This window comes from Actinoalloteichus hoggarensis (assembly GCF_002234535.1).
Lineage (GTDB): Bacteria > Actinomycetota > Actinomycetes > Mycobacteriales > Pseudonocardiaceae > Actinoalloteichus_A > Actinoalloteichus_A hoggarensis.
Genome location: NZ_CP022521.1, coordinates 295,026 through 312,564, shown reverse-complemented (window position 1 = coordinate 312,564; position 17,539 = coordinate 295,026). Strand labels below are relative to the sequence as shown.

13 protein-coding genes and 1 tRNA gene are annotated in these 17,539 nt (G+C 69.3%); 3 read left to right on the top strand and 11 right to left on the bottom strand.

Going from position 1 to position 17,539, the window contains the following annotated elements:
• The first annotated feature begins 9 nt into the window (after positions 1 to 9).
• Positions 10 to 198 carry a helix-turn-helix domain-containing protein gene (locus AHOG_RS01410; protein WP_093939748.1) on the top strand — a complete coding sequence of 63 codons (189 nt, stop codon included), beginning with the start codon at positions 10 to 12 and terminating at the stop codon, positions 196 to 198.
• Between the two features lie 233 nt (positions 199 to 431).
• Complete coding sequence (locus AHOG_RS01405; RefSeq protein WP_211290509.1) at positions 432 to 1,496, top strand: tyrosine-type recombinase/integrase; 1,065 nt, start codon at positions 432 to 434, stop codon at positions 1,494 to 1,496.
• A 78-nt stretch (positions 1,497 to 1,574) separates the two neighbouring features.
• On the opposite strand, the gene AHOG_RS01400 is transcribed toward AHOG_RS01405, so the two are convergent.
• From AHOG_RS01400 to AHOG_RS01370, 7 genes are all read right to left on the bottom strand, one after another.
• A tRNA-Thr gene (locus AHOG_RS01400) sits at positions 1,575 to 1,651 on the bottom strand.
• A 61-nt stretch (positions 1,652 to 1,712) separates the two neighbouring features.
• Entirely contained in the window at positions 1,713 to 2,945 is a 1,233-nt protein-coding gene (locus AHOG_RS01395) for a DNA polymerase III subunit delta' (protein WP_093944048.1), read from the bottom strand.
• Between the two features lie 121 nt (positions 2,946 to 3,066).
• Positions 3,067 to 5,346, bottom strand: a complete 2,280-nt coding sequence (locus tag AHOG_RS01390; protein WP_093939746.1) for a bifunctional MFS transporter/dTMP kinase — start codon at positions 5,344 to 5,346, stop codon at positions 3,067 to 3,069.
• A gap of 343 nt (positions 5,347 to 5,689) precedes the next feature.
• Positions 5,690 to 6,091 carry a hypothetical protein gene (locus tag AHOG_RS01385; RefSeq protein WP_157736571.1) on the bottom strand — a complete coding sequence of 134 codons (402 nt, stop codon included), beginning with the start codon at positions 6,089 to 6,091 and terminating at the stop codon, positions 5,690 to 5,692.
• Positions 6,092 to 6,143: 52 nt separating this feature from the next.
• Entirely contained in the window at positions 6,144 to 8,921 is a 2,778-nt protein-coding gene (topA, locus tag AHOG_RS01380; protein ID WP_093939744.1) for a type I DNA topoisomerase, read from the bottom strand.
• A gap of 262 nt (positions 8,922 to 9,183) precedes the next feature.
• The gene (locus AHOG_RS01375; RefSeq protein ID WP_093944047.1) at positions 9,184 to 9,786 is read right to left on the bottom strand and encodes a hypothetical protein; all 603 of its coding nucleotides are present in this window, start codon (positions 9,784 to 9,786) and stop codon (positions 9,184 to 9,186) included.
• Between the two features lie 209 nt (positions 9,787 to 9,995).
• Positions 9,996 to 12,308 carry a sodium-translocating pyrophosphatase gene (locus AHOG_RS01370; protein WP_093939743.1) on the bottom strand — a complete coding sequence of 771 codons (2,313 nt, stop codon included), beginning with the start codon at positions 12,306 to 12,308 and terminating at the stop codon, positions 9,996 to 9,998.
• 295 nt (positions 12,309 to 12,603) lie between these two features.
• Here AHOG_RS01370 and AHOG_RS01365 point away from each other — a divergent pair, with 295 nt between their 5' ends.
• Complete coding sequence (locus AHOG_RS01365) at positions 12,604 to 14,946, top strand: DEAD/DEAH box helicase (RefSeq protein ID WP_093939742.1); 2,343 nt, start codon at positions 12,604 to 12,606, stop codon at positions 14,944 to 14,946.
• On the opposite strand, the gene AHOG_RS01360 is transcribed toward AHOG_RS01365, so the two are convergent.
• From AHOG_RS01360 to AHOG_RS30310, 4 genes are all read right to left on the bottom strand, one after another.
• Positions 14,947 to 15,588 (bottom strand): bifunctional DNA primase/polymerase, encoded by a 642-nt coding sequence (locus AHOG_RS01360; protein WP_093939741.1) that lies wholly within the window; start codon positions 15,586 to 15,588, stop codon positions 14,947 to 14,949. It lies immediately after the preceding gene.
• A gap of 301 nt (positions 15,589 to 15,889) precedes the next feature.
• Positions 15,890 to 16,327 carry an Rv3654c family TadE-like protein gene (locus AHOG_RS01355; protein WP_093939740.1) on the bottom strand — a complete coding sequence of 146 codons (438 nt, stop codon included), beginning with the start codon at positions 16,325 to 16,327 and terminating at the stop codon, positions 15,890 to 15,892.
• 287 nt (positions 16,328 to 16,614) lie between these two features.
• The gene (locus AHOG_RS01350; protein ID WP_184451145.1) at positions 16,615 to 17,085 is read right to left on the bottom strand and encodes a TadE family type IV pilus minor pilin; all 471 of its coding nucleotides are present in this window, start codon (positions 17,083 to 17,085) and stop codon (positions 16,615 to 16,617) included.
• A gap of 77 nt (positions 17,086 to 17,162) precedes the next feature.
• The gene (locus AHOG_RS30310; protein WP_311770209.1) at positions 17,163 to 17,534 is read right to left on the bottom strand and encodes a DUF4244 domain-containing protein; all 372 of its coding nucleotides are present in this window, start codon (positions 17,532 to 17,534) and stop codon (positions 17,163 to 17,165) included.
• Positions 17,535 to 17,539: the final 5 nt, after the last annotated feature.

Here is a 17,539-nt window from a genome sequence, read left to right as displayed (position 1 = left end):
GGGAAACAGATGGAAAAGTTGTTGTATCGCGTCGAGGAGGCTGCGGTGATCTTGAGTATCGGACGTACTCGGGTGTTCGGTCTGATCAACTCGGGTGAGCTTCGCTCGGTGCGGATCGGCGGCAGTCGGCGAGTTCCCCGCGCGGCGTTGGCGGAGTTCCTGCGGTCTTTGGAGTCCGAGCAGGCGGAGGCGGCGTGATGGCAGAGCGACGCACGCGGAAGCCGAACGGTCGGTCATCGATCTACCTCGGTGCGGATGGCTTGTGGCATGGCTGGGTCACGGTCGGCGTGAAGCAGGACGGCTCACTCGACCGGCGGCACGTCAAGCGGAAGACTGAGAAGAGTGCAACCCAGGCGGTGCAGAAGCTGGAGAAGGACCGTGACGCCGGTAAATCGCGGAAAGCCGGGCGATCGCCCACGGTCCAGGATTGGATGACGGTCTACCTGGACACGATCGCGGTGCAGAAGGTTGCGCCTCGGACTTATGACGACTACTGGTCGAAGACGCGAAACTGGATCATTCCCCTTCTTGGTCAGCATCGCCTCGACCGGCTGGAGGCGGAACACCTGGACGCGATGTACGGGAGCATGTTCCGGGCGAAGTTGGCACCCTCCCACGTGCTCAAGGTCCATCGCATCCTCTCTCGGGCATTGAAGATCGCCGTCCGACGCGGGAAGGTTTCGCGGAACGTCGCCGAGTTGATCGACCCGCCGACCGCTGACCGAGTGGAACAACAACATCTGAGCCGTGGCGAATCGCGAAAGGTTCTTGCGGCCTGTGCGGGCAGGCGGAACGGCGCACGATGGTCTGTCGGGCTGGCGTGCGGCCTGCGGCAGGGTGAGGTGTTGGGGCTGCGATGGCAGTACGTCGATCTGGAGACCGGCGACGTGCGGATCTGGTGGCAGGCACAGCGCAACACCTGGCGGCACGGCTGTACGGACGCGCACGCCTGCGGGTCGGCCTTCCATAAGAAGCCGTGCAAGCGGAAATGTGATCTACACAAGAGCACATGTCCTCGGCCGTGCCCACCCGGCTGTGTGAGTCATGCTCGGCACTGTCCTGATCGGCATGGCGGTGGGGTCGTGTTCCGCAAGCCGAAGGGCACGGGACGGCGGACGATCACACTGCCGGGGCCGCTGATCGCGCTGTTACGGCAGCAACGCATCCGACAGGAGACGGAACGGCAGGCCGCCGGGTCGACGTGGCAGGACTGGGATCTCGTTTTCGCCCAGCCCAACGGCAGGCCGATCGACCATCGGAAGGACTGGCAGGAGTGGGGCCAGCTGCTGCGTACGGCAAAGGTCCGCTACGTCCGGCCGCACGACGCCCGGCACACGGCGGGAACGCTGCTGGCCGAACAGGGGGTGCACGTGCGCACGATTCAGGCGATCCTCGGGCACTCCGATGTACGCACTACTGAGGGCTACACGCACGTGAGCAGCCAGATGACCCGCGACGCGGCCGAGCTGATGGGCTCCGCCCTCTGGAGCGAGTAGCAGACGCAAATGCAACCCCGACTGCAACCCTGAACGACACAGGCCCTTCCCGGAAACCGGGAAGGGCCTGGTCACTGCTGGAGCCGCCTAAGGGAATCGAACCCTTGACCTACGCATTACGAGTGCGTCGCTCTGGCCGACTGAGCTAAGGCGGCGAAGCACCCATAGTGTAGCGGCCTGGAACGAGCCGGGTGAACCGGGGGCGCGGGTCGACAGTCATCCCAGACGCAGGGTGGTGACCATCGCCTCGACCGCGATCCTCGGCTTCACGTTGCGAGTCAGCGCCGTCCGGCATTCGAGCACCGCCTCGAGCCTGCGCAGGGTCGACTCCGGTGTCCACGACGCGGCGGCCTGGCGGATGTCGGCCGCCCGATCGGGGTGGTTGAGGACCGCTTGAGCGCCGCTGCCGGACACCAGCACATCTCGGTAGAACGCGGCGAGGTCGATGAGCGCCTGATCGAGCGAGTCCCGCTGCATGCGGGTCGCCCGCGACTTCTGGCGCTTCTCCAGCTCGCGGATCGCGGCGTTGGCCCCACGACCGGCCGCCGCGGTCCCCTTGCCGGTCCCGCCGCCGCCCATCGCGGTGCGCAGTTCGTCCTTCTCCGTCTCGTTGCGGGTCTCGTTGACGGCGCCCGCCTCGGACTCCGCCGCCTTCACCAGGTCGTCGGCGCAGCGAAACACGTCCGAGGGCTGTCGGAGTCCCAGCGGAATCGCCAGCACCGCCTCGCGGCGGGCTCGGGCATCGGCGTCGGCGGCCAGCCGCCGAGCGCGGTCGACGTGGCCGCCGGACACCGAGGCCGCCCAGGCGGCGGTCTGGTCGTCGACGCCGTCGTGATGGCGAAGCAGCTTCTCCACCGCGGCCTGCGACGGAGTCCGCAGGCGCACCGGCCGACATCGGGAACGAATCGTCACCGACACGTCCTCAGGGTGGTCCGACGGTGCGCACAGCAGGAAGACCGTGCGCGCCGCAGGCTCCTCCACGGCCTTGAGCAGGGCGTTCGCGGCGCCCTCGGTGAGACGGTCCGCGTCGGCCACCACCACGACCTGCCAGCGCCCGCTGGTGGGCCGTCTGGCCGCGGTCTGGACGAGACCGCGCATCTCCGCGACCGAGATCGACAGACCCTCGGGAACCACCAGCCGCAGGTCGGCGTGGGTACCCGCCAGGACGGTCCGGCAGCCCGTGCACTCGCCGCAGCCGGGCGGGTCGCCCGCGCCGACGCACTGGAGCGCCGCGGCGAAGGCCCGCGCCACCGTCGCGCATCCCGCGCCGGGCGGGCCGCTGAACAGCCAGGCATGTGTCATGGCCCCGGGCTGCGACTCGCGTCCCGCCACCTGATCAGCGGCGGCCCGCGCCGCCGCGGCCAGTTCGATCGCCACCTCGGGCTGGGCGATCAGCTCAGCCCACACCCCGGAGTCCGGGGCGCTGCCGGTCCCGTCCTCGGTCGCCACCCGCCCCACCTCCGTACTGGTCAGGCCGCTCCGGCCTCATCGAGGTGCGCGACACCGAACCGGGCGGACGCCTCTCCCCGACCATTATCCCGAGCACTTCGACGCCGACGGAGCCGGCTCGTCATTCCGCGGTGCGGGTGCCGTCCCTGCTGACGCTGTTGGTGCTGCCGGTGCCATTGGGGCCGGCAGCGCCGTTGGAGCCGTTGACACCACCCACGTCAGGACCGACCGGCTCGTGCCCATGAACACGGCCGAGGCCGCGCTTCACCCGCAGTACCGGCTCCAGCGCGGTGCGCACCCTCGATGCGATCTCCGCCTCGGTCCCGTCGGCGTCGACCACCACGTACCGGTCGGGGTTCGCGGCGGCCATCTCGGCGAGCAGGTTCTGCACTCGCCAGTGGTGATCGGCGCCGAGCTGCTTGGTGTGCTGCCGCACTCCCACCTGCGCGGGATCGCGATCGAGCAGCACCGTCACATCGGCACGCAGCCTGCCCGTCGCCCAGTCGGCGAGGCCCTCGAGATCTCGCTGGTCCAGCCCGCCCGCAGCACCGAAGTGCGCGAGCGGACTGTCGACGTAACGCTCCATCACGACCACGGCGCCTGCGTCGAGCGCGGGCCGGATGACCTGTTCGACGACGTCGCTGCGGACGGCGGCGGCGACCAGGGCGTGTGCCCGCGATCCGGTGAGTTCGACGGAGCCCAGCATCCGGCCGAGCCTGCCCTCGTCCAGCGCCGGATCGTTGGCGAGGACCACATGATCGTCGAAGGAGCGCAGCCACTCGGTGAGGTGCTTGGTCTGCGCGGCCGTGTCGACCGCGGCGTCGCCCTCGACGGTGATCAGCAGGCCCGCGCCGCGACGGCGGCCGCCGCTGCGGAACGCCTCGCGCAGATCGGCCATGATCGGCGCGTCTCGCCGGTCGTCCATCTGCCGGTAGGCCAGCACACCGAGGGACACGGCGACGAGCCCCGCGCCGAACAGGATCGGCCGTGTGGCATCGACCTGCACCTCGGTGCCGAAGAAGTCCAGGGAACGCTGTCCGAGGATGCCGATCAGCACGGGGACCAGCGTCAGCGCACCGAACATCACGATCCGCAGCAGCGACTGGACCACCGCGACCGTCCGGCCGCGGATCTCGTCCTCGACCTGCGTGCCGACGATCGTGAGTCCGGTCAGGAACGCCACACCGGCCGAGGCGCCCACCAGCGGCACCACCGCCAGCGAGATCCCCAGATGCGGCGCGATCGCCACCGGGATCAGCGCCAGGCCCGCGCAGACGATCGCGCTGCCGAACAGGCGGTTGTGCGGCACCCGTTGCGCGAGCTTCGGCGACACCGCCATGCCGAGGGCCAGCCCGATGAACACCGCACTGAACAGCATCCCGTAACCGGCGTCGCCCGCAGAGAGGCTCTGTGAGTAGAGCTTCGACGTGCCGACCACCGCGCCCGCCGCGGACATCGCGCCGATGATGCCGATCACCAGGCCGCGGATCAGCGGCGTCGTGCCGATGAACTGGATGCCGTCTCCCAGCATCCGCAGCACGCCTGGCCGTTTCGTCGCACCGTCGACCGGCACGGCCGTCGTGTTGCCGACCGGTCGGCTCGTGGCGCCGTCCTCGGTCTTCCTCGCCGCCTCGTCCGCCGTCGTGGTGACGTCGTGGACGACGTTCCTGGGCCTGCGTCCGGAGATCTCCGGAATTCGAGTGGCGACCACCAGCGCGGAGGCGAGGAACGCAAGGCCGTTGATGAACAGCGCCGTGTAGACGGTGGTCGTCGAGTTCAGCGAGAGGTTGAAGAGGGTCCCGACCGAGGACAGCAGGGTGAACAGGCCCGTGGCGGTGATGACGGAGACGCCGTAGGTCATCGCCAGGCTCAGCTGATTGGCCGTCTCGACCTGATCCGGCCTGCGCAGCAGGTTCGGAATCGAGGACTCCTTGGCCGGAATCCAGAACAGGGAGCACAGCTCGATCAGGAAGATCGCGACGAAGAGCCACCACAGCTCGCCCACCAGCGGGATCGAGAGCATGATCGCCGCGCGCAGGACGTCACAGGTCACCATCACCTTGCGCCGGTCGAAGCGGTCGGCGAGCGTCCCGGCCAGCGGGGCCAGCACCATCGCGGGCAGGAGCTTCATCGCGACGACGCCGCCGAAGGCGAAGCTCTGCGCGGTGTAGCTCTCGGTCAGGTGGGTCGCGAGCGCCGTCTGCGCCAGCAGGGCCAGCCAGTCGCCCATGCTGCAGATCGCGGAGACGATCCACAGCCTGCGGAACGCCGGAATCGCCAGGACGCCGCGTACTCGTCGAACAGTGGACGAACCGAGGTTCGAGGACTGCGGCACTTCCTCACCCGAGGCCTCCGCCGGGTTCCCGCTGATCCTGACCACCCCCGTTTCCCGCGTCTCCATCGTCGACCGCAGCCAAGCCTAGCCGGATTAGTTGATCTTGTTATTCGATTGCTCTCGTTAGAGTTGCGAGCCACTCCGACGAGACTTCAACTTGACACACAGTATCCGCTGGCACGGCCAGATCTGCTGAGAGTCGCCCCCACCTCACCAGAAGTCCGATCTTGGCCCCGGCTGGCCGACAGCACCCGACGCGGAGGGTAAGCGTCGTTGGCCCGCTGGTCAGGAGAACGCCAGATCAAGGACACCGCACGGAAAGCAGGCCGACGACTTCTCGACAGTGGTGAACCGTCGACTTCATGATCACTTCACAAGGTTCTCGTACCGGTTATCCGGAGAGACGGTCTCAACCAAGGAAGATCAAAAGAAAGATGAGCAGAATCATGCCCGCCGCCACAGCGGAGAGCACCATCCAACCGAGAGCCTGATCGCCCGGCCCGACCGCGGAGCGTCGAACACGCACGGCTGCTTCGCCACCGGCTCGGCCCGACGAAGCCGCGACGTGCCGGGCGCCGAGCCCGGCCGCCGCTCTCGGGCGGGTCGCCCCGCCCACCCAGCTCGGCGTCTCCGTCACGAACTCCGCTCGCGGTGCCGGCGGTGGCGCCACGGCTGGAACCGATACGCGGTGATGTCTGCCGCCGATGAGCGTCGAGGCGTCCAACGACCCGCCCACCGCGTCGGGGAACACTCTCGGCGCGCGGAGCGCCTGCGTTCCATCGGGTCCGGACAGGGCGTCGAGTCCTGTCATCGGGAACTCCCGCTTCGTCACCGTGTGCACACCGCCGATCGACCGCGATCCGTCAGCTCTTCGTCGAACTCCTGGGCGAACTCTTGGGCGCGGTCTTCGGCGCGCTCTTGGCCGCGCTCTTGGCCGCGGGCTTGCGCTTCGTCCGCTTCGTCGTGCCGCCCTTCGCGCGCCGCTCGGCCAGCAGCTCCCCCGCCCGCTCGTCGCTCAGCGTCTCCACGGCATCGCCCTTGCGCAGCGAGGCATTGGTCTCCCCGTCGGTGACGTAAGGACCGAACCGACCGTCCTTGACCACCATCGGCTTGCCCGTCGCCGGGTCGGCGCCCAGCTCCCGCAGTGGTGGAGTGGCCGCCGCCGTCCGCCTGCCCCGCTTCTTGGGCTCGGCGTAGATCTTGCGTGCCTCCTCCAGGGTGACCGTGAACATCTGGTCCTCGGTCTCCAGCGAGCGCGAGTCGGTGCCCCGCTTCAGATACGGTCCGTAACGGCCGTTCTGCGCGGTGATCTCCTCGCCTGAATCCGGGTCGACGCCGACCACCCGGGGAAGCGAGAGGAGCTTCAACGCCTCCTCCAACGACACCGTCTCCACCGTCATCGACTTCAGCAGCGACCCGGTGCGCGGCTTGCCCTTGGTCCCCTCCGGCAGCAGCTCGGTCACATAGGGCCCGTAACGGCCCTCCTTCGCGACGATGTCGTGCCCGCTCGCCGGGTCGGTGCCCAGTGTCCGCCCCTCCATCGGGGTGGCGAAGAGCTTCTCCGCGATCTCGGGAGTCAACTCGTCCGGCGGCAGGTCGTCCGGCAGGTTGGCCCGCTGCTGCTCGCCGGACTCGCCCTCGGCGGCCGCCACGGTCCGCTCCAGGTAAGGGCCGTAGCGCCCGACCCGCACCACCACCGTCCGCCCGGCGTCGTCGGCGAACATCGGGATCGAGTTGACCTCGCGGGCATCGATCTGCTCGACACTGGAGCCGACGAGCTTCTTCAACCCGCCCGCCCGGCCGATCGAGTCCTCCGGTCCAACGTCACCCCCGAAGTAGAAGCCGGACAGCCACCCGGTACGCCCCTGACGACCAGCCGCGATGCCGTCGAGCTCGTCTTCGAGCGCGGCGGTGAAGTCGTAGTCCACCAGCCTGCCGAAGTGCCGCTCCAACAGGGCGACGACCGCGAACGCCACCCAGGAGGGCACCAACGCGGAGCCCTTCTTCCAGACGTACCCGCGGTCCTGGACGGTGCTGATGATCGACGCATACGTGGAGGGCCTGCCGATGCCCAGCTCCTCCAGCGTCTTCACCAGGCTGGCCTCCGTGTAACGGGGCGGCGGGTTGGTGCTGTGCCCCTCCGGCGTGAGCTCCGCCGCGGTGACCTGCTGATCGACGGTGAGCACCGGCAGCCGCCGCTCGGCGTCGTCGGCCTCGCCGCCCGCCTCGGAGTCCACCGACTCCACATAGGCCTTCAGGAAGCCCGCGAAGGTGATGGTGCGACCCGAGGACGCGAAGGTGCACTCCTCACCCGTCGCCGCGGAACCACGAATGCGGACGCTCATGGTCGTGCCCTTGGCATCGGCCATCTGCGAGGCGATGGTCCGCTGCCAGATCAGCTCGTACAGCCGGAACTCGTCGGTCTCCAGCTCCTTGGCCACGGCCCCCGGAGTGCGGAACACCTCGCCCGCGGGCCGGATCGCCTCGTGGGCCTCCTGCGCGTTCTTCACCTTGCGGGTGTACTGCCGAGGCTTCGAGGAGACGTACTCCGCGCCGTACAGCTCGGTCGCCTGCGACATCGCCGCCGCGATCGCCGTCTCCGACAGCGTCGTGGAGTCGGTTCGCATATAGGTGATGTAGCCGTTCTCGTAGAGGCGCTGCGCGGTGCGCATCGTCCGCTCCGCCGAGAACCGCAGCTTGCGACCCGCCTCCTGTTGGAGCGTCGAGGTCATGAAGGGTGCGTAGGGCTTACGGGTATAGGGCTTCTCGTCGACGGCGGCGACCCGCAACGAGACGTCGGCCAACGCCGAGGCGAGGCCGCGCGCGGTCGCCTCGTCGAGCACCCGGACTCCGTCGGACTTCGGTCGCCCGTCGGAGCCGAAGTCTCGTCCGGTCGCGACCCGCTCGCCGTCGACGGCGACCAGACGGGCGGAGAAGGTGCGCGGAGTGACCGACTCGCCGCCGTCCAGCACGGCCGCGACGTCCCAGTACGACGCCGAGACGAACCGCAGGCGCTCCCGCTCGCGCTCCACCACGACACGGGTCGCCACCGACTGCACCCGACCGGCGGACAGCTTCGGCATCACCTTCTTCCAGAGCACCGGGCTGACCTCGTAGCCGTAGAGGCGATCGAGGATCCGCCGGGTCTCCTGGGCGTCGACCAGGTCTTGATCGAGGTCGCGGGGGTTCTCCGCCGCCGCTCTGATCGCGGGCTCGGTGATCTCATGGAAGACCATGCGTCGGACCGGCACCTTCGGCTTGAGCGCCTGCAGAAGGTGCCAGGCGATGGCCTCGCCCTCCCGGTCGCCGTCCGTCGCGAGATACAGCTCGTCGACGTCCTTGAGCGCGTCACGCAGCTCGGCCACCGTCGCCTTCTTGTCCGGCGTGACGATGTAGAGCGGCTCGAAGTCGTTGTCGACGTCCACGCCGAGCCGGGCCCACGGCTGGCCCTTGTACTTGGCGGGCACGTCGGCTGCGCCACGCGGCAGGTCCCGGATGTGTCCCCGCGAGGACTCGACGACGAATCCGCCGCCGAGGTAGGAGGAGATCTTGCGCGCCTTCGCAGGCGACTCGACGATCACCAGCCGACGACCCCCTGAGCCGTCGGCGCCGCCCTTCCTCGCCCGTGTCGACCCTGCCACGCTCTCCCGCTCTCTACCCAGACGGCCGGCCGTCGTCTGCCTGCCTACCGTGCTCGTTGTCAAGGCGTTCGTGTCCAGCCTCGGACTCGCCAGTGTGCACCGACAAGTACTCCCACCGCTGCCCAGGGTGACGCACCCACACCCGGTCGCGCTCAATCTCGGGTGTTTAACGGGTGTGAGGCGCAGCGTGTTCCATCGTCACCTTAAGTGACGATCGCACGGTCGGCGACGCATCGTCCACTCGGCGGAGCTGTTCACCTTCTCACGCCGTGGGCCAGGAACGCAGCACCTCGTCCACATCGCCGACCCCGGTCGGGGCAGGCCCGACGAGTTCCGCGAGACGTGCGATCCTGCGGCGGCCGGTGACACGCAGTGCAGGGCCGCCTGCCCGCGGGCCGAGCAGACTCGCGGGCAGCCCACTGCGGGCGAGCGCCTGCGCGATGGGCCCGTACGTGTCCGGGACATGGGGGTCGAGCCCGAGCAGATAGCCACTGCCGTCCGGCCGCCCCGCCGCCACGACCCAGACGCGCAACGCGGGGCCGTGCAGCTCCAGCCCGGCCGGGACCGACTTCATCGCACCGCGCAGCCAACGGCCCGCCAGCCCGGCGAGATCAGTGCGAAAGGCCGTGCGAAGCAGCGGACGCCCCTCGTCCGACCGGGCCAGCTCCACGTCGATGCCGCGCGCCAGACAGAGCAGCCGCAGCTCGCGCACCCGCCAGTCCTGCTCGGTGATCACCGAGATCCGGGCCGCGGTGCCGTGGCCGAATCCGACGGTCTGGCCCTGCGCGCACAGCAGACCGCCGAGATCGGCGATCCTCGGTGGCCGGGCCTCCGCAGAGAAGAAGGACAACTGAGCCTGCGGCACGCCGACAGGGTAGAACAATCGTTCGAGATTGAGAACCGGCAGCACCCGTTCGGACACTCTGGGTACCCGGACCTCCACCGCAGGCGACGACACGACCCGCCCCCGAGACGACGCTCGGGGACGGGCCTCCCACATGCCGGACCGCGGACCGCGGGCCCACGCTGCCTGCCGGAGCCGGATACAGCGCTCCGGCTCGGTTCACGACGAGGTCAGGAGGAGACGCCCGGCGAGACCGGCTGCTGTTCGTCCTGGTCCTCGCCGATCATGGTCGAGCGACGCTTGGACAGGACCACGGCGACGACGATGATCGCCGTGGCGGTCACGGCGATCGCCGTGCGCACCACGGGGGACTCGTTCGGCCCGATCGAGAAGGTGATCACCGCAGGCGCGATCAGCACCGCGACGAGGTTCATCACCTTCAACAACGGGTTGATCGCCGGGCCCGCGGTGTCCTTGAACGGGTCGCCCACCGTGTCGCCGATGACCGTCGCCGCATGCGCCTCGGAGCCCTTGCCGCCGTGATGGCCGTCCTCGACCAGCTTCTTGGCGTTGTCCCAGGAACCGCCCGCGTTCGCCAGGAACACCGCCATGAGCGTGCCCGCGCCGATGGCGCCCGCCAGGTAGCCCGCCAGCGGGCCGACGCCGAGGCCGAAACCGACGGCGATGGGCGCGAAGACGGCGAGCAGCCCCGGCGTGGCCAGCTCACGAAGCGAATCCTTGGTGCAGATGTCGACCACCCGGCCGTACTCCGGCCGCGTGGTGCCTGCCATGATCCCCGGATCGCCGCGGAACTGCCTGCGCACCTCATAGACCACCGCACCCGCCGCGCGAGACACCGCGTTCACCGCGAGACCGGAGAACAGGAAGACCACGGCCGCGCCGATGATCAGCCCGACGAGCGTGTTCGGCGCGTAGACCAGGAAGGCCGCCGTGTCGAGAGATTCGCCCAACGAGGCCAGCGTGCTCGAGATCGCATCGGTGTACGAGCCGAACAGGGCCACCGCGGCCAACACCGCGGTCGCGATGGCTATGCCCTTGGTGATGGCCTTGGTGGTGTTGCCGACGGCGTCGAGGTCGGTGAGGATGCGCGCGCTCTCCTCGTCCAGTTCGCCGGACATCTCGGCGATGCCCTGGGCGTTGTCGCTGACCGGGCCGAAGGTGTCCATGGCGACGATGACGCCGACCGTGGTGAGCAGACCACAGCCCGCCAGTGCCACCGCGAACAACGAGACGGCGATGGAACCGGAGAGCAGGAAGGCTCCGTAGACCGCGCCGCCGATGACGAGTGCGGTGTAGACGGCCGACTCGAATCCCACGGAGATGCCGGAGAGGATCACCGTCGCCGCGCCGGTCAGGGAGCTCTTGCCCACGTCCTTGACCGGACGGTGCTCGGTCCCGGTGAAATAGCCGGTGAGCCACAGGATCACGCCTGCCAACACGATCCCGATGATCACGGCGACCGCCGCGATCAGCGCCGGGCTGCCCTCCGCACCGGTCTGGCCCGCACCCAGTTCGGCGAAGCTGCCGGGCAGATAGACGAACGCGGCGACGGTGCACAGCACCGCCGCGATCCCCGCCGAGATGTAGAACGCGCGGTTGATCGCCCGCAGCCCGTTCTCACCCTGCTTCGCCGTGGTGATGTAGACGCCGATGATCGCGGTGAGCACACCTATGGCGGGCACGATCAGCGGGAAGAGCAGGCCGTGTACGCCGAAGGCGGCGCTGCCCAGGATGAGGGACGCGACCAGCATGACGGCATAGGACTCGAAGAGGTCCGCCGCCATGCCCGCGCAGTCGCCGACGTTGTCACCCACGTTGTCGGCGATGGTCGCGGCGTTGCGCGGGTCGTCCTCGGGAATGTTCTGCTCGACCTTGCCCACCAGGTCGGCGCCCACGTCGGCGGCCTTGGTGAAGATGCCGCCGCCGACCCGCATGAACATGGCGAGCAACGCCGCGCCGAAACCGAAGCCCTCCAGCACCTTCGGCGCCTGCCCCGCGTAGACCATGACCACGATCGCGGCGCCGAAGAGGCCGAGGCCGATCGTGGCCATGCCGACCACACCACCCGTGCGGAAGGCGATCCGGGTGGCCTTCTCCTGCCCGCCCGGCTCGCTCGCAGCGGCGGCCACCCGCACGTTGGCCCTGGTGGACAGCCACATGCCGAGATAACCGATGCCCGCCGAGAACGCCGCGCCCACGAGGAAGAACAGTGATCTTCCGATCCGCTCCCCCATGTCCTCGGCGGGAAGAGCGAAGAGAAGCACGAACACGATCACGACGAAGACGCCGAGCGTGCGGAACTGCCGGTTGAGGTAGGCCGACGCGCCCTCTTGCACCGCTCGGGCGATCTCCTGCATCTTCGAACTGCCCTGGCCGGTGGCCAGCACTTCTCGAAGCAGGACATATCCGACGAGCAGGGCAGCCAGAGCGACGACGGCGACCACGGCCACCACGCCGTAGTCCCCCCCGGAGAGCTCGAGGCCCTGCGCCCAGTTGACCTGGGCGAGGTTGAGCCGGGACATCCGTCCTCCTGGTTGGTTTGCTGCTGTTGGTCCGTGCCGCCCGCGAGGGCGACCGCGTCCCTCCCGCGCGTTCCAGCCACCCACTGCCCACTCGATCTTCGAAGACCCCGGTCACGGGACTCGGTCACAAGCGAGATTCGACTGGTTACACACGGGAAGGCGGGCAGTCTATTCCCGGCGAGAGTGTCTGAACTCACGGTGTGGCGTTCAGCTCATCTCGGACTCGATCACGAGATCGATCAAGGTCCAACGGACCCGAAGTGGATCACCATCGGCACTGTGCGAAGGTGGCGGTATGACCGAGGGTGACCGTGGACAAGCCCTGCTTGAACGGGTCACGATCGGGCTGCCGACCGAGGGCTCGCCGCTGACGCACGTCGCCCGGCTGCCCGACCGCCCGGAACGCCCGACCGACTGGCCCGACTGGGCTCCCTCCGAGCTCCTCGACGCCTTCCGCGACAGCGGTGTCCAACGACCGTGGAGCCATCAGCGGGCCGCCGCCGACGCGGCCTGGGCGGGCGACCACGTCGTCGTGGCCACCGGAACCGCCTCGGGGAAGTCGCTGGCCTACCAGCTGCCCGTACTGGCAGGCCTCCTGCGGGACCCGAAGTCGACGGCGCTGTACCTCGCCCCGACCAAGGCCCTGTGCTCCGATCAGCTCCGCACGGTCCGTGCTCTCGGCATCGACGGGATCGCCGCGACCCGATACGACGGCGACACCTCACAGGTCGAACGAGACTGGGCGCGATCGCATGCGCGGTGGCTGTTCAGCAACCCGGACATGCTGCACCGGGGTGTCCTGCCGCAGCACGAACGCTGGGCCCGGCTGTTCCGGCGACTCAGCCATGTCGTCGTCGACGAGTGCCACGCCTACCGAGGTGTCTTCGGCTCCCACGTCTCGCTGCTGCTGCGGCGGCTGCGGCGCGTCGCCCGCCACTACGGCGCCGATCCGGTCTTCCTGCTGGCCTCCGCCACCGTCGCCGAACCCGATGTCTTCGCATCCCGCCTCACCGGCACGCCCTGTGTCGCCGTGACCGAGGACGGCTCCCCGCGTGGCGGCCGCACTGTCGCGCTGTGGGAGCCGCCGCTACTGCCGGAGATCACCGGCGAGAACGGCGCGCCGATCCGGCGGTCAGCGGGCGCCGAAACCGCGTCCCTGCTGGCCGATCTGGTGTTGCAGGGTGCCAGGACCCTCGCCTTCGTCCGGTCCAGACGCGGTGCGGAGACCACCGCGCTCACGGCCCGACGACTCGTCGCCGACGCCGATCCCGGCATGGTGGATCGGATCGCCGCATACCGGGCCGGATACCTCGCCGAAGACCGTCGTGCACTGGAACAGGCACTCTCCACCGGCGAACTACTCGGCGTGGCCACGACCAACGCCCTCGAACTCGGCATCGACATCAGCGGCCTCGACGCCGTGGTGATCGCGGGCTATCCCGGAACGCTGGCATCGTTCTGGCAGCAGGCCGGGCGAGCGGGTCGTCGGGGCGACGGGGCGCTCGTGGTGTTCGTCGCCCGCGACGATCCGATGGACACCTACCTCGTCCACCACCCCGACGCGCTGCTCAGCAGGCCGGTCGAGGCAGCCGTGCTGGACCCGGGCAATCCCTATGTGGCGGCCCCGCAACTCGCCTGCGCCGCGGCCGAGCTTCCACTCACCGAGGCCTCGCTCACCGAGCTGGCCGGAGCGGACGGCCCGTCGATCGTGGAGGGCCTCGTCGCCGACGGGCTCCTCCGACGACGAAAGGCCGGCTGGTACTGGACTGATCGGCGGCGACCACATCACGACGTCGACATCCGCGGCGCGGGCGGCGAGCAGGTCGCCGTCGTCGAAGGCGACACCGCACGACTGCTCGGCACCGTCGATCCGGTGGCCGCCTGCCACACCGTGCACCCCGGCGCGGTCTATCTGCACCAGGGCGAGTCCTTCGTCGTGGACGAACTACATCTCGACGACGGCATCGCCCTCGTCCACGCGGAGGCGCCGGACTGGACGACGTCGGCACGGGAGACCGTCGACATCTCGGTGGTCCGGGAGCTGTCTCGCCGCGCCTACGCGGGGGGCGTGACGGTCTGCCTCGGCGAGGTCGACGTGACCTCACAGGTGGTCGGATACCTGCGCAGGCTTCCCTCAGGTCAGGTGGTGGACCAGGTCGCACTCGAACTGCCCGAGCACCGGCTCCGCACCAGGGCCGTCTGGTACTCGATGCGCGAAGAGCTGTTACACGGCCGCGCGCCGGGGGGCGCCGGACTCTCTCCGGCGCGCGCTCCCGGCGCGCTGCACGCGGCAGAGCATGCGGCGATCGGCCTGTTGCCGTTGTTCGCCACCTGCGATCGCTGGGACATCGGCGGCGTGTCCACCGCCTTTCACGAACACACCGGGGAGGCGACGGTGTTCGTACACGACGGTCACGCCGGTGGAGCTGGTTTCGCCGATCGTGGATTCGCCGCACTGGTCCCCTGGCTGTCCGCCACACGAGAGGCGATCTCAGCCTGCGAGTGCCCGGCAGGCTGCCCGTCCTGTGTTCAGTCGCCCAAATGCGGAAACGGCAACGAACCACTGGACAAGGCGGGTTCCGTGCTGGTTCTCGACGCCGTGCTGTCCGTCATCAGCTCGGCCGACGACCTCGGCTGATCAGCGCTCCGCTCCGACCAGGCCGTCCCGATCATCACGGACCGGGTCCAGGCCGAAGGCGACCTCCGCGATGGTCTCCTGCACCTGCGCGGAGGGCAGCAGAGTCCAGTCGCAGGTCTCCGGCTTGACCCGCCAGTGAACGACGCCGTGCGTCACCGGGGACGGCGCCAAGGGCACCCAGCCGCCCTCGGCGTGCAGTCGGATCCCCGGACGCTCGGCCAGATCCGGACTCAACGCGGCGCCCGAGGTGACCAGGAACAGCCAGCGCCCGTCCGGAGTCGCCAGCGTCGGCACGAGCAGACCAGCCTGGCGCAGGGCGCCCGCCACCGGCCTGCCGAGCGTGGCCTCCACCTCGATGACGTCGATCCCCGTGCCGGTGGCCAACAGCAGGCTGTACGGGCGGGCCGCCCACGTGGACACACTGTCGGCCGTCGACGCGGGCAGCCGGGCCTGCCAGTCCTCGTGCACCGGAACGGGGCCGTGCTCGGCCTGCCCGGCCCTGCCCACCCACTGCCTTCCCTCAGGGAGACCCTCATCGAGGAACGTGCCGGGAAACACCGGCCAGCCACGACCGGCGAGACCGATCGCCTCCGCTCGCAATTCGATACGGAAAGCATCCCGCCAGCTCGCCGACCAGTCCATCGTCTTGACACCTTCCGTGGGAGAACATCGTCGTCGTCCTGCCCTCTACTCAACGACACGGATGACCCTCGACAGAATGGCCTGTCGACGACTGGTACGAAGTGAACGGCGAATGCGGCTGCGCGATGAGCGGCGCGGAGACGCGCGCTTACGCTCGCGGCCCGCTCCGGCAGACTCAGAAAAGTGTGAGAACCGTTCATCGCGGCCGGACGACCATTCATCGCGGCACACTGCCCGGTGAGAACGGTGAACTACGCATTCGGCCGATCTCGCCGATGTCGACGCCGCGGTGGACGGCGACTCACCGCCAACCCGCTCTGGCCCGTGCCGTCACGATACCGGGGACCGGCAACGGACCGATCACGTCGCGATGAACCTCGACCACCGCATCGAGACCCAGTAGGGCGCAGTGCTCCAACCGGACGCCCATTCGATCGGTGAGATGTCGAGCCCGCTCACACGCGATGGACTCGCCCGCCGCAGACCGCCCCGCAGCCGCCAACGCGGCAAGATCGGCGGCGCCCTCGGCCCGGTGCCGGGCCACGATGACCGACCCCAGATGCAGTCCGAGAAGGATGAGCAACAGCAGAGCCGACAGCACCGCGAGAGCCAACGGAGTCGCCGCGCCGGAATCGTCGTCGCCCGCCGCCGCGACGCAAGCAGGCAGGCGCGTCGGAATCCCCGCCGACCCGGGCACGATCCGCGCCAGATCGGGCGCCGAGGCCCATGTTCCCGACATTCCTCTCACACCCCCGCGATCGCGCTCTCCGGCTCGTCACCGCCGCTCCACCCGCGACGCCTACGGCGTCGACCTCGTCGATCCGTCCTTGATCACGCCACGCGGCAGCGAGGACGGCGCGAGCAGGGCGGCCAGGGCGGTCACGCCTCTCGTCCCGGTCCTGTCGATTCACGACGCGGGAACGAGCAGCAGAGTGACCACTCGCGAGCCGTCAAGCAGGCGAGACAGACCGTGCCAGCGTCGGCGACATCCGGGGGCGCCCCGCACCTTCCTGACCCGCCGTGCACTCACTCGTGATCAGCGGCCTTACCGGCCTCACCCTTGGTCTCGAACTCGGTATCGCTGCCAGAGCCGACCATGCTCCCGGTGCCCTCGTTCTCCTCGGTGCTCTCGTTCTCCTCTGTGGCATTCGAACCGGGTGGGCCTTCCGAACCGCTGGAATCGGTCCGGGCGCCCGGCTCGGCGAACGCCCAGACAGTTGCCCGCAGTCGAACGTCCGGGATCAGCGGCACCACCGCCGCGCGCACCGTCACCTCGATCTCGTCTCCGTGGATCGCCACGTCCCACGCTGCTCCCACCGGCGCGATCCGGTGCACTGCCTCGGCTGCGGCATCGTCGGCGCCTCGAGCCAGAAGGCGCGCCGCCGCCGTCGCGGCGTCCAGGCACCGCACCTGCGCCGAGACGGCCGACAGCCCGCCGATTCCTCCCGTCAACATCACCAACAGTGCGCAGATGCCGAACGCTGCCTCGATCGTCACCGCGCCGCCGTCGCCACGACAGCGGGTGAAGCGGGCCGTCCCCCGACATCGGCGAAGGAGATCGACACAACCGCCGATCACAGATTCACCGACAAGGCATGCCTTATCAACGCGGTCAGCGCCGATCGGATCGAGTCACCGGTCACGATCGTATAGAGCAGTGCACCGATTCCGGCGGCCGCGATGGTTCCCACCGCGTACTCCACCGTGCTCATTCCCTCGTCCGCGCGCAGGAGCAGTACAAGCCTGCGCACCGCAGGGCGATCCGGCCGCCATCGTTCGGCCGTGCCGCCCGCGGGCACCTCGCGGTGCCGCCCGGACGTCGGTCGCGTTTCTCCGGTCATCCATCCCGCCGCGTGCCAGGACGGCAACGGGACGGCGACCTTCGAGTCGCGCCGCAGCGATCCGCCGACCGTTCGGACGACACGTGAGAAGAATCTGTCGCTCATTGTCT